This window comes from Nocardioides sp. P5_C9_2, assembly GCF_054049555.1.
In genome coordinates this window covers 1-10,445 of the sequence record NZ_JBFUMD010000081.1, presented here as the reverse complement: position 1 = coordinate 10,445, position 10,445 = coordinate 1, and the positions used below count along the sequence as shown (strand labels likewise).

Annotated in this window: 16 protein-coding genes; 4 read left to right on the top strand and 12 right to left on the bottom strand. The window is 71.8% G+C overall.

The genetic code is table 11. The features are described 5' to 3' along the window. The 5 genes from ACXJKL_RS06280 to ACXJKL_RS06260 form a co-directional block, all read right to left on the bottom strand. Nucleotides 1-1,180: UPF0182 family protein (locus ACXJKL_RS06280; protein ID WP_457206202.1), on the bottom strand; the 1,180-nt coding region annotated here is incomplete at its 3' end. Next, nucleotides 1,177-1,725 carry a PPA1309 family protein gene (locus tag ACXJKL_RS06275; protein ID WP_457206201.1) on the bottom strand — a complete coding sequence of 183 codons (549 nt, stop codon included), beginning with the start codon at nucleotides 1,723-1,725 and terminating at the stop codon, nucleotides 1,177-1,179. The genes ACXJKL_RS06280 and ACXJKL_RS06275, both read right to left, overlap by 4 nt. After that, complete coding sequence (locus ACXJKL_RS06270) at nucleotides 1,722-2,771, bottom strand: YlbL family protein (RefSeq protein ID WP_457206200.1); 1,050 nt, start codon at nucleotides 2,769-2,771, stop codon at nucleotides 1,722-1,724. Before ACXJKL_RS06270 ends, ACXJKL_RS06275 begins: the two co-directional genes overlap by 4 nt. Nucleotides 2,772-2,830: 59 nt before the next feature. After that, entirely contained in the window at nucleotides 2,831-3,088 is a 258-nt protein-coding gene (locus ACXJKL_RS06265) for a hypothetical protein (protein WP_457206199.1), read from the bottom strand. 4 nt (nucleotides 3,089-3,092) lie between these two features. Continuing rightward, a complete protein-coding gene (locus tag ACXJKL_RS06260; protein ID WP_457206198.1) occupies nucleotides 3,093-3,557 on the bottom strand; it encodes a molybdenum cofactor biosynthesis protein MoaE in 465 nt (154 codons plus the stop codon). Nucleotides 3,558-3,603: 46 nt separating this feature from the next. On the opposite strand from ACXJKL_RS06260, the gene ACXJKL_RS06255 reads away from it, so the two are divergent. Then, nucleotides 3,604-4,929 (top strand): zinc-dependent metalloprotease, encoded by a 1,326-nt coding sequence (locus tag ACXJKL_RS06255; protein ID WP_457206197.1) that lies wholly within the window; start codon nucleotides 3,604-3,606, stop codon nucleotides 4,927-4,929. Then, the gene (locus ACXJKL_RS06250) at nucleotides 4,926-5,474 is read left to right on the top strand and encodes an NUDIX hydrolase (protein WP_457206196.1); all 549 of its coding nucleotides are present in this window, start codon (nucleotides 4,926-4,928) and stop codon (nucleotides 5,472-5,474) included. Before ACXJKL_RS06255 ends, ACXJKL_RS06250 begins: the two co-directional genes overlap by 4 nt. An 8-nt stretch (nucleotides 5,475-5,482) precedes the next feature. On the opposite strand, the gene ACXJKL_RS06245 is transcribed toward ACXJKL_RS06250, so the two are convergent. The 3 genes from ACXJKL_RS06245 to ACXJKL_RS06235 all read right to left on the bottom strand — a co-directional run bounded on the left by ACXJKL_RS06245 (nucleotide 5,483) and on the right by ACXJKL_RS06235 (nucleotide 8,057). Further along, the gene (locus ACXJKL_RS06245) at nucleotides 5,483-6,031 is read right to left on the bottom strand and encodes a M48 metallopeptidase family protein (RefSeq protein WP_457206195.1); all 549 of its coding nucleotides are present in this window, start codon (nucleotides 6,029-6,031) and stop codon (nucleotides 5,483-5,485) included. Between the two features lie 10 nt (nucleotides 6,032-6,041). Further along, a complete protein-coding gene (locus tag ACXJKL_RS06240) occupies nucleotides 6,042-7,085 on the bottom strand; it encodes a PHP domain-containing protein (protein ID WP_457206194.1) in 1,044 nt (347 codons plus the stop codon). 177 nt (nucleotides 7,086-7,262) lie between these two features. Next, on the bottom strand, nucleotides 7,263-8,057 hold the full coding sequence (locus tag ACXJKL_RS06235) for an enoyl-CoA hydratase/isomerase family protein (RefSeq protein ID WP_457206193.1): 795 nt from the start codon (nucleotides 8,055-8,057) through the stop codon (nucleotides 7,263-7,265). Between the two features lie 138 nt (nucleotides 8,058-8,195). Here ACXJKL_RS06235 and ACXJKL_RS06230 point away from each other — a divergent pair, with 138 nt between their 5' ends. Both ACXJKL_RS06230 and ACXJKL_RS06225 read left to right on the top strand, forming a co-directional pair. Continuing rightward, nucleotides 8,196-8,354, top strand: a complete 159-nt coding sequence (locus tag ACXJKL_RS06230) for a DUF5679 domain-containing protein (protein ID WP_011754982.1) — start codon at nucleotides 8,196-8,198, stop codon at nucleotides 8,352-8,354. A 129-nt stretch (nucleotides 8,355-8,483) separates the two neighbouring features. Next, nucleotides 8,484-9,011, top strand: a complete 528-nt coding sequence (locus ACXJKL_RS06225; protein ID WP_457206192.1) for a hypothetical protein — start codon at nucleotides 8,484-8,486, stop codon at nucleotides 9,009-9,011. A gap of 1 nt (nucleotide 9,012) precedes the next feature. On the opposite strand, the gene ACXJKL_RS06220 is transcribed toward ACXJKL_RS06225, so the two are convergent. From ACXJKL_RS06220 to ACXJKL_RS06205, 4 genes are all read right to left on the bottom strand, one after another. Then, nucleotides 9,013-9,183 carry a hypothetical protein gene (locus tag ACXJKL_RS06220; RefSeq protein ID WP_457206191.1) on the bottom strand — a complete coding sequence of 57 codons (171 nt, stop codon included), beginning with the start codon at nucleotides 9,181-9,183 and terminating at the stop codon, nucleotides 9,013-9,015. Between the two features lie 99 nt (nucleotides 9,184-9,282). Continuing rightward, nucleotides 9,283-9,474 carry a hypothetical protein gene (locus ACXJKL_RS06215; RefSeq protein ID WP_107772226.1) on the bottom strand — a complete coding sequence of 64 codons (192 nt, stop codon included), beginning with the start codon at nucleotides 9,472-9,474 and terminating at the stop codon, nucleotides 9,283-9,285. A 44-nt stretch (nucleotides 9,475-9,518) separates the two neighbouring features. Beyond that, on the bottom strand, nucleotides 9,519-9,851 hold the full coding sequence (locus ACXJKL_RS06210; protein WP_457206190.1) for a WhiB family transcriptional regulator: 333 nt from the start codon (nucleotides 9,849-9,851) through the stop codon (nucleotides 9,519-9,521). 158 nt (nucleotides 9,852-10,009) lie between these two features. Beyond that, nucleotides 10,010-10,255 carry a hypothetical protein gene (locus ACXJKL_RS06205; protein WP_457206189.1) on the bottom strand — a complete coding sequence of 82 codons (246 nt, stop codon included), beginning with the start codon at nucleotides 10,253-10,255 and terminating at the stop codon, nucleotides 10,010-10,012. Nucleotides 10,256-10,445 lie beyond the last annotated feature (190 nt).

Sequence of the window (10,445 nt, the reverse complement as noted above, 5' to 3'; positions counted from 1 at the left end):
AGTAGTAGGCGCGGACCTGCTGCTGCTGCTCGAAGGTCTGGCTGACGACCTTGGGGTCGACGAGCGGCACCGAGGAGGTCGCGGCGTCCGCGGCGGCCAGGTCGCCGCCCGTGGTGTTGGGCTCGCTCGAGTAGGACTGCACCTCGATGTCCTCGAGGTCATATGCCTGCCGCGTGGCCTCGATGTTGGCGGAGATGTAGGTGCCCTCCTTGTCGGGCACGTTGGGGCTCACCTGGAACTGCTGGACGACGCCGGGGACGATGAGCCCGAGCAGGATCGCCGAGAGCGCGAAGAGGGCGATGCCGAGCGACGGGAGCAGCCACGTGCGCCGCCAGATGTTGAGGAAGAACAGCACGGCGCAGATCAGCGCGATGCCGGTCAGGATCTCCTTGGCCGGCAGCACCGCGTTGTCGTCGGTGTAGCCCATGCCGGTGAACAGCGAGCCCGACCCGGTCACCAGGTCGAAGCGGTCCAGCCAGTAGTCGGCCGCCTTGGCCAGGACGAAGACGCCGAGCAGCACCGACAGGTGCACCTGCGCGGCACCCGAGACGCGCTCGGAGCTCGCCGACAGCCGGACACCGCCGTACAGGTAGTGGGTGATCGCGGCGGCCATCAGGCCGATGATGGCCAGCGCCATCGCGAAGTCCGTGACGTAGTGCCACCACGGGAGGCTGAAGACGTAGAAGCCGGCGTCGCGACCGAAGTACGGGTCCGAGGTGCCGAACGACTGGCTGTGCCGCCACAGGGAGTACGAGCGCCACTGGCCCGTGGCCGAGGCGCCGGCGAAGGCGCCCATCAGCAGGGAGATGCCGGCCAGCAGCCAGCCCATGATCGGGGTGATGGCGTCGCGGTAGCGCTCGAGGTTGAGGTCGGCGGCGGCGGCGTTGAGGAAGAACGGTCGGAACCGGTAGGCCAGGTAGATGTTGAGGGCGACCACGACCGCCATCAGCCCGCCGAACACCAGGAAGAGCCCCACCCGCGTCCACAGCAGGGTGCTGAACACCTCGGAGTAGCCGACCGAGCCGAACCACATCCGGTCGGTCCAGAACGACGAGAAGCCGGTCAGGGCGATGAACGCCACGACGAGCACGGCCGCGGTGATGACCAGGGCTCGGGAGCGRCTGCGCTGGGGAGGCTCCTGCTGCGCACTCTTGTCGGGCTGGTCGAACGTGCCGCTCACTGGGTGTCTCCCTCGAGGGTGCTGCGGAGGAGGTCGAGGAGGCCCGGCACGAGCTCGGTCCCATCGACCACCGACTGGTCATCGTCGTGGGCGCGCAGGCGCAGCGCGCAGTAGGTCGCACCGGCGCGGGTGGCACCCGCCACGATCCGCACCTCCTGGCGCAGGGGGTGCTCGCGCGCGAAGCGCTCGGCGTCAGCGGGGTCGGCGGGTATCTCGGGGTCGACCTCGGGAGGCAGCACCAGGCGCTCCACCACCGCGGCACAGCCCGCGACGTCGTCGGGCCACACGATGGACTCGAGGGCGACCTCGAGGGCCTGCTCGGGCGGGAGCGCGTCCTGCTCCACGGGGGTGAACGAGCCGTCGGCGGAGGCGGCGTCCAGGCCCATCGCGGCAGCCAGGTCGGGCTCCTGCGCGACGATGCGCGACGTCTCGACCAGGGCGTACAGGCGGGCCGGCTGGTCCCACCCGGACCCGGCGATGTGGTTCTCGATCTCCAGCACGGCCGCGGCCAGTGCAGGATCCTGCGGGATCGAGATCTCGGTCATGACTGCTCCTCGCAGGTCGGGAGTGGGGCGTCGGGGTCGTCGACCCAGGTCTTGATCGCGTCCACGGCGTCGTGCATCGTGTCGGCGCGCACCAGGCGCATGTCGCCGGAGTCCAGGTCCGTGGTGTCCGGGCAGTTGCCCACCGGCACCATGAACAGGCGGGCACCGGCCGCCTCGGCGCCGGCGATCTTCTGCTGGATGCCACCGATGGGGCCGGTGCGACCCCTCCCGTCGATGGTGCCGGTGCCGGCGACGACCTCGCCGCCGGTGAGCGAGCCCGGGGTGAGGGTGTCGTAGATGGCCAGGGAGAACATCAGCCCGGCACTGGGGCCGCCGATGCCCTCGCCGATGTCGACGCTGACGTCGAAGGGGAAGGTGTAGCCGAGGCCGGGGGTGATCCCGATGCGCTTGTCGCCGCCGATCTCCTTGGGAGTCACCTCGAGGTCCACCTGCGCGCCCTTGCGCAGCACGGTGAACGCCAGCGGACGACCCGCCGGTGCGGCGTCGACGGCGTCGATGACGTCCTGGGGGGTCTTGATCGTCCGCCCGCCGATCTCCTGGAGGACGTCGCGGACCTGGAGCCGGCCCGCCGCCGGGAAGTCCTCCTGCACGTTGAGCACCTCGACGACCGGTCGTACGTCGTAGCCGAGCTCCTTCAGCGCGGTGGCCACCGCGGCGTCCTGCGACGACACCATCTGGACGGCCGACTCGGTGTCGTTGGTCTCGTCGGTCTCGTCCGGCGCGTAGACCGACGAGCGTGGGTAGACCGCCTCCGTCGGGTCCAGCCAGGCCGCGACCAGGCGCTCGAGGGTCACCTTCTCCTGCGGCTGGTCCACGTAGATCGTGGTGAGCCGGAGCTCGCCGTCGTCGCGGTAGGCCTTGTGACCGGCGACCTGCACGGTCTCCTCGCCGTCGCGTGTCGAGAGGATGTCCACGGTCGGGCCCGGGCTGTACGTGACGTACGGCAGGGGCTGGACCGCCACCAGGACCATCAGGGCGAGCAACAGCGGCAGGGCGAGGAGGGCCCCCTTCGTCCGCTGACTCATGCCGTCACCCTCTCAAACAGGGAAAAGTCACCGCGCGGTGACCGCCCCGCAGGATGGGGTCACGAGGCGCGTCGGCGATCGGTCCCTGTTCCCTGGTCACGCGTGGGACGGACGGCGATGCCCGTGCTGCGGTCCTGGGTGCGGACCGGTCGCGGCCCCCGCGCGGTGGGCAGGTCCCGCTCCATCGCGCGGGTGAGGCGCTCGATCTGCTGGTCACGGTCGATCTCGCCGCGGCCCTCACGGCCCAGCCAGCCCACCCAGGCCATCGCGCCGATGGCCACCACGACCGGGGGCACGAGCCACCACAGGATCTCCACGGGCTCAGGGTAGGCCGACCCACTCCTCATCGCCGTCCGCGAAACGCTGGTGCTTCCAGATCGGCACCTCGGACTTCAGGGTGTCGATGAGGGCCTTGGACGCRGTGAAGGCCTCGCCCCGGTGGCTGGCCGTGGTCGCCACGACGACGGCGACGTCCCCCAGCTCGAGGTGCCCCACGCGATGCACGGCCGCGACGCCGTGGACGTCGTACTGCTCCGCGATCCGCTCGCACACCTCGCGCAGCCGCGCCAGGGCCGTGGGGTGGGCGCTGTAGTCGAGGCTGGTGACCGGCTTGTCGGCGGCAGGCCCCTCGCCGGACGCCTGTGCCGGCCCGTCGTGGTCCCTGACCTTGCCGACGAAGAGCGTGAGCCCACCCGCGGCGTGGTCGTCGAGGGCGTCCACGACCTCGGAGACGTCGAGCGGCACCTCGCGGATGTCGACGAGGCGTACGACCTGGCTGGCACTCATGCCCGGAGTCTAGGGAGGCGTGGCCCCGGTGAGTACCGTGGAGGACATGAGCAGCAACCCTGGCGACGGACCCGACGAGCAGAACCCGTTCAAGGGCACGCCCTTCGAGGCCCTGTTCGGAGGCCTGGTGGGCGGAGCGGGCGGCGGCATGCCCGACCTGTCCGCCCTGATGGCGCAGATGCAGTCCCTCATGCAGCCCCACGACGGTCCGATCAACTGGGCCGTCGTCGCCGACATCGCGCGCAAGGTCGCGGCCCAGTCGCCCGACCCCACCCCCAGCCAGGCCCAGCGCGACGCGGTCGCCGACGCCGTGCGTCTCGCGGACCACTGGCTCGACGAGACCACCGACTTCTCCTCCGGCGTCACCTCGACCGCCGCGTGGAGCCGTGCCGAGTGGATCGTGGAGACCCTCGACGTCTGGCAGCGCCTCGTCGAGCCCGTCGCCGGCTCGACCGTCGCGGCGCTCGGCAACGCCTTGCCCGAGGAGGCGCGGGCGATGGCGGGCCCGCTGCTCGGCATGCTGGGCAAGGCGACCGGCGCGATGGTCGCCACCCAGGTCGGCCAGGGCGTCGGCGAGCTGTCCGGCGACGTCCTCGGCGCCTCGGACATCGGGCTGCCGCTGGGCCCGGCCGGCAAGGCCGCCCTGCTCCCCCTCAACGTCGCGGCCTTCGCCGAGGAGCTCGACGTGAGCGCCGACGACGTGATGCTCTACCTCGCCCTGCGCGAGGCCGCCCACCAACGGCTCTTCGCCCACGTGCCGTGGCTCCGCGAGCACCTCATCGGTGCCGTGGCCGACTACGGCCGGGGCATCGRGATCAACACCTCCGGCATGGAGGAGAAGCTGCGCGGCATCGACCCGATGAACCCCGCCGCCATGCAGGAGGCGATGGAGGGCGGGCTCTTCGACCTGTCCAAGTCCCCCGCCCAGCAGGAGGCGCTGGAGCGCCTCGAGGTCACCCTCGCCCTCGTCGAGGGCTGGGTCGACGAGGTGGTCGGCCAGGCCACCCACGAGCGGATGCCGTCCGCCACCAAGCTGCAGGAGGCCGTACGCCGCCGCCGCGCCGCCGGTGGGCCGGCGGAGCAGACCTTCGCCACCCTGGTCGGCCTCGAGCTGCGCCCGCGCCGGCTGCGCGACGCCTCCACCCTGTGGGGCTCGCTGCGCACCCGCCAGGGCACCGAGGGTCGCGACGGCGTATGGATGCACCCCGACCTGCTGCCCACGGGCGCCGACCTCGACGACCCGCTGGGCTTCCGCGAGACCGCGGTGGCGCCGGAGTCGCTGACCGACGCGGACTTCGAGGCCGGGCTCCGCGACCTGCTCGACGGCCCGCCCGCCGACGGGGACACCACGCCCGACCGACCGACCGAGTGACCTCCTTGCACTCCGACGCCCGGGCCGTGCTGGCCGGGTGGACTCCCCCGACCACGCGCGATGCCGACCTGCGCGAGCGCTTCGTCGCCCTCCTCGACGCGCGACCCGACGCGATGGCCCGGGGCTGCCTGCCCGACCACCTCACCGCGGGCACCCTCGTGCTCACCCCGGAGGCCGACGCGGTGCTGCTCAACCACCACCGCAAGGCCGACAGCTGGTTCGCGTTCGGTGGTCACTCCGAGCCGGGCGACACCACCCTGGGCGGGGTGGCGCTGCGCGAGGCCCACGAGGAGTCCGGCCTCACCGACCTCGACTTCGACCCCGAGCCGCTCAACCTCGACGAGCACGCGGTGGAGTTCTGCTCGCCCGGCACCACCGTGCACCACCTCGACGTCCGGTTCCTCGCCACCACGGTCCGCGACGGGGCACACCGGGTCAGCGAGGAGTCGCTCGACGTGCGCTGGTGGCCGGTGGGCGGACTGCCCGACGTGCACGACGACATGCGTCGGCTCATCGAGCAGGGCGTGGCGCGCCTGCGCCGCTGACGCCGGGCTCAGTCGATCTCGGTGTCGGCGTCGTCCTCGGTCTCGCTGGCCGGCGGGTCCACCTTGGCCGCGGCCGACCAGCCCAGGAGATAGCCGCGGGCCCGCTCGGCTCGCGGGAAGCGGTCGACCCAGGCCCAGAACTTCGCGTCGTGGCCGTGCTCGAGCAGGTGGGCCAGCTCGTGCACGAGCACGTAGTCGACCACCCACGACGGCATCCCCTGGAGCCGCTCGGAGAGCCGGATCGACCGGTCGCCGGGACTGCAGGAACCCCACCGTTGCTGCTGGTTGGTCACCCAGCGCACGCTCGACGGCGTGGCCAGCCCGCCGAAGTAGGTGTCGTTGAGGATCGTCGCCCGGGCGAGGAGCTGCTCGTCGGAGGGCCGGGTGCGCAGCTCCTTGCGCTCCAGCCGGGCCACCATGTCGGCCACCCACTGGGCCTCGTCGCGCTTGCTCATCGCGGCGGGGATGAGGACGACGATGCGGTCGCCCTCGCGGTAGGCCGAGACCGTACGCCGACGCCGCTTGGACCGGCGTACCTCGACCTCGGGGGTGCTCACGTCGTCCACGCTAGCGTCCGGCCGGGTTCGCCCAGGCCAGGAGACGGTCCCGCTCCCAGGTGTTGACGATCCGGTCCGGGTCGATCCCGGCCTCCTCGGCCCGCTCGCAGCCGTAGTCCAGCATGTCGAGCTGACCGGGCGCGTGGGCGTCGGAGTCGATGCTGAACAGGCAGCCGGTGTCGCGTGCCAGCTCGAGCAGCCGGGTGGGCGGGTCACGGCGCTCCGGTCGGCTGTTGATCTCGACGGCCACGTGGTGCTCGACGCAGGCCTCGAACACCGCGCGCGCGTCGAACTCGCTCTGCGGCCGGGTGCCCCGGTTGCCCTCGACGCGGCGGCCGGTGCAGTGGCCCAGCACGTTGGTGAAGGGGTTGGCGACGGCGGCCAGCATCCGCCGCGTCATCGGTCCTGCGTCCATGCGCAGCTTGGAGTGGACGCTGGCCACGCGGACGTCGAGTCGGGCCAGCATCTCGTCGGTCTGGTCGAGCGCACCGTCGTCGAGGATGTCGACCTCGATCCCCTTGAGCAGGCTGAACCCCGACCCCAGGTGGTCGTTGACCGCCTCGACGACGTCGAGCTGACGGGTCAGCCGCTCGACGCTCAGCCCGTTGGCCACCCGCAGCCGCGGCGAGTGGTCGGTGAGCACCAGGTAGTCGTGACCGAGCTCGATCGCCGTCATCGCCATCTCCTCGATGGGCGAGCCGCCGTCGGACCAGTCGGAGTGGGAGTGGCAGTCGCCACGCAGCGCCGCCCGGACCTCGCGCCCCCCGGGAGCCAGCGGGCCGGAGTACTGCTTCTCCAGCCTGCCCAGGCGCTCGGGAACCTCACCGCGCACGGCCTCGGCGATCACGGTGCCGGTACTGGGGCCGATGCCGGGCAGGTCGGTCAGGGTGCCGGCCGCGGCCCGGGCGGCGACGTCGTCGGGGTCGAGCGGCAGGATCACCGCGGCCGCCCTGCGGAACGCCTCCACCCGGCGGGTCTCCTCGCGGCCACGCTCCATGAGGAACGCGATCCGGCGCAGGGCGGCCACCGGGCCTCCCGCGTAGTCCTGCGTCACGCCCAGCGCTCCTCTCGCGTCCGTCGTACCGGACGTCCATTGTCACCGTTCAGCAGCTCGCCACGCCGCTCCGTCCCCAGGTGGTGGGCGTGTCGTCCCCACGTTGTCCACAACTTCGTCCACAGCCTCGTCCACAGTGGTGGACAGTGCGCCGGGGCAGGATCGTGTCCCCGCGGCTCAGCGACCCCCGAAGACCGGGGGACGCTTCTCGCGGCTCGCTCGGATGCCCTCCTGCAGGTCCTCGGTCGCGAGGGTGACGGGCTGGGCGAGGGCCTCCCACTGCAGGGCGCTCTCGAAGTCGGCGTGCCCTCCATCGGCCAGGGCGATCTTCGTGAGGCGGGTGGCGATGGGCGCGGTGGCCGCGATGCCCTCGGCGGTGCGCAGGACCTCGGTGTCGAAGGAGTCCGCGTCGATGACCCGCGAGACCAGGCCGATGCGCAGCGCCTCCTCGGCGTCCACGACCCGGCCGGTCAGCAGCAGGTCGCGCGCGTGCGCGGCTCCGACCACCTGCGGAAGCAGGTAGGTGCCGGCCATGCCGGCGTGCATCCCCAGCTTCACGAAGGGCACCCCGAGCCTCGCGCCCGTGGCGGCGTACCGGATGTCGCAGGCGAGCGCGAGGCACAGCCCGGCCCCGATCGCGGGGCCGTTGACCGCCGCGATGGTGGGCACCTCCAGGCGCCGGATGGAGAGCCACGCGCGGTAGAACGGCAGCATCCGCTCGCGCAGGTGGTCGACGGTGGCGTCGGGCTCGCTGGAGATCCACGACGTGTTGCCGCCCGAGCAGAAGGCCGAGCCCTCGCCGGTGACGACGACGGCACGCAGCGAGCGGTCCGCCGCCAGCTCGTCGACGGCGCGCACCCACGACGAGGTCATCTCGTCGCTCATCGCGTTGCGCATGTCGGGGTTGTCCAGGGTGAGCACGGCGACGCCCGCGGAGGGACGGTCGAGGCGCAGGTGCGTGTAGTCGGCCATGGGCCGCAGGGTACTGACCCCCGAGCGGCGGTTTCGGTAGGGTCACAGGCGGACCGGGTGTCCCGACGCTCCGGCCCCGCGCGGGTTCCCCATCCCACCCGTCGCGACGACAGCATGATCATCAAGCGAGGAGTCCCCATGGCGGAGACCTGGAGCGGCGAGTTCTACTGCGTGAAGTGCAAGGAGAAGCGCGAGGCGGAGGGCGAGGTCAAGGTCAACGACAAGGGCACCCGGATGGCCAAGGCCGTCTGCCCCGTCTGCGGCACCAACCTCAACCGCATCCTCGGCAAGGCGTGATCCTGCCCGCTCACTGAGCGCGGTGGCCACGCGACCGGCGGCGTCACCTCGGGGTGGCGCCGTGGTCCCCGTCCCCGCACCTGTGGACGACCGCGTGCGCGGACGTCCTCCGCGTTGCATCGTGGGCCCATGCGCCTGTCCGCCCCGGTCCCCGTGCGACTCGAGACGATCGACCCGTGGCAGTCGTACGTCGGGTCCCTCGCCGGCACCTCCGGGTTGCGCCTGACCCCGCGAGCCGAGGTCGTGCTGCTGGTGACCGACCAGCCGGCTGACTGTGCCACGGCCGATCCGTGGGTGGTCGCGTCGAGGCCGCACCTCACGGTGGTGGCCGTGCCGGACGCCGTCCGGATCGGACCGTTCGTGGTCCCCGGACTGACGGCGTGCCTGCGCTGCGTCCGGGCCTCGACCGACCTGCGTACGGGTCCGGTCAGCCCTGGTCAGCCGGGCGCCCGCCGGCTCGTCCCCGGCCCGGGCGTGGACGCGGGCCTGCTCGCCGTGGCTCTCGGCTGGGCCGCCCGCGACGTCGCCACCTGGCACGCCGGCGGCACCCCGTCGACCTGGTCGGCCACGGTGACCGTGGGCGCCGACCTCGTGCCCGAGGCCCGGGCCTGGCAGCGGCACCCGCACTGCGGGTGCTCGTGGGGCGAAGCGGTCTGACCTACCACCACTCGCTGTCGAGCTTGCCCTCGATGGATCGCAGGTGCGAGCGCGAGCACTCCTCGCAGTAGGTCCGTCGACGCCCGTTCTCGACCGACGTCGTCCAGGTCAGGGTCTGGGCCCCGCTCCCCTGCCGTCCGCAGAAGGCGCACGTCGTCGGCTGCTCGGTCACGCCTCGAGGCTACCCGTCCGAGATGCCGACAGCCGGCACGATCCGTGTGGATCGTGCCGGCTGTCGTCTGCATCACCCGCGATCAGGGCGAGGCTGGCCCTAGATCGCGCGGGCGAGGGCGAGACGCGCCTGCTGCGCAGCCTGCTCGGCCTTGCGGCTCATCCGACGGGCCAGGGCCAGCTGGTGACCGCGTCGGTTCTGCTGCGCCTCTCCCAGGCGCGCGGTCATCTGTGCGCGCGCCAGGTCTTCCTGCATGGTGCTCATGTCGTATCCGTCCGTGTGAAGTGTCATGTGTGTGTCCGAGGGTCCTGCCTGGGAAGGGGTGAGGACCGCCGTCAGGCGGCGACCTCGTTCTGGTTCTTGCGGGGTCGGCCGCGGGGGCGCTTGCGTGGGATCACCACGCCCTGGAGGAAGAGCTCGCCACCCCAGACGCCCCACGGCTCGCGCCGTTCGAGAGCGCCGTCGAGGCACATCGCCTGGACCGGGCATTCCTGGCACAGGGTCTTGGCGTGCTCGACATCCGCGGGGGTCTCGGCGAACCACAGCTCTGCGTTGTTGGTGCGGCAGGGCAGCAGCTCGTCGTCCACCTGGGCAGCTGCGTCGTGCAGGTCACCCAGGTCGTGGGTGGCGTCGGCAGCCCGGTTGCGGTCGAGAACACTGATGGTCATGTGTGTCACCTCCTTCTCGGACCTGATCGCTGGTGCAGAGGAAATTCATGTGTCTGCGGGATCCGGCCCACCTGTCCCCCGACGGTGCTGGGAAACAGAAAGGCCGCGGATCCCGGTGTGGGTTCCGCGGCCTGGAGGCTGCCGATGTGCGTCTGCTCTCAGACGATCGGTGGTCTCCAGGCGGTCGGACCCGGGAAGGCTCCCTTGACGCGGACGGCGTCGAGCTCGATGCCGCGCGCTGCGTCGACGGCGCCCATGACGGCGATGCCGGCCACGGGGGCCCACGTCGTCACAGCGGTCTCGAGCTGCTGCGCGCAGGAAGCGGCAACGCGCGGGGAGGCGGCGACAACGGGCATGCCGAAGGACGGCGTCGAGGCCGTCATGGTGTTGGTGTAGATCTCCATCTGGTGCCACCTCCTTCGGGGCGTCGGGCGCTGACCAGTGCCAGTGGTCGGGTGCGCGGGGCTGTTGAGAAGAAACTAATGCCTGCCCCGTGTAATGGGCAAACGATTTAATGAGTATTTCTTCAGATTTCCTCGGAGACGAGCGCGAGGACGTCGTCGCCGTACTTGGTGAGCTTGGAGGGACCCACGC

Excerpts from the sequence above, each read along its gene's own strand:
- ACXJKL_RS06275 (WP_457206201.1), bottom strand. The coding sequence starts at position 1,725 with ATGACCGAGATCTCGATCCCGCAGGATCCTGCACTGGCCGCGGCCGTG.
- ACXJKL_RS06270 (WP_457206200.1), bottom strand. The coding sequence starts at position 2,771 with ATGAGTCAGCGGACGAAGGGGGCCCTCCTCGCCCTGCCGCTGTTGCTC.
- ACXJKL_RS06235 (WP_457206193.1), bottom strand. The coding sequence starts at position 8,057 with ATGGCCGACTACACGCACCTGCGCCTCGACCGTCCCTCCGCGGGCGTC.
- ACXJKL_RS06230 (WP_011754982.1), top strand. The coding sequence starts at position 8,196 with ATGGCGGAGACCTGGAGCGGCGAGTTCTACTGCGTGAAGTGCAAGGAG.
- ACXJKL_RS06225 (WP_457206192.1), top strand. The coding sequence starts at position 8,484 with ATGCGCCTGTCCGCCCCGGTCCCCGTGCGACTCGAGACGATCGACCCG.
- ACXJKL_RS06215 (WP_107772226.1), bottom strand. The coding sequence starts at position 9,474 with ATGACACTTCACACGGACGGATACGACATGAGCACCATGCAGGAAGAC.
- ACXJKL_RS06210 (WP_457206190.1), bottom strand. The coding sequence starts at position 9,851 with ATGACCATCAGTGTTCTCGACCGCAACCGGGCTGCCGACGCCACCCAC.
- ACXJKL_RS06205 (WP_457206189.1), bottom strand. The coding sequence starts at position 10,255 with ATGGAGATCTACACCAACACCATGACGGCCTCGACGCCGTCCTTCGGC.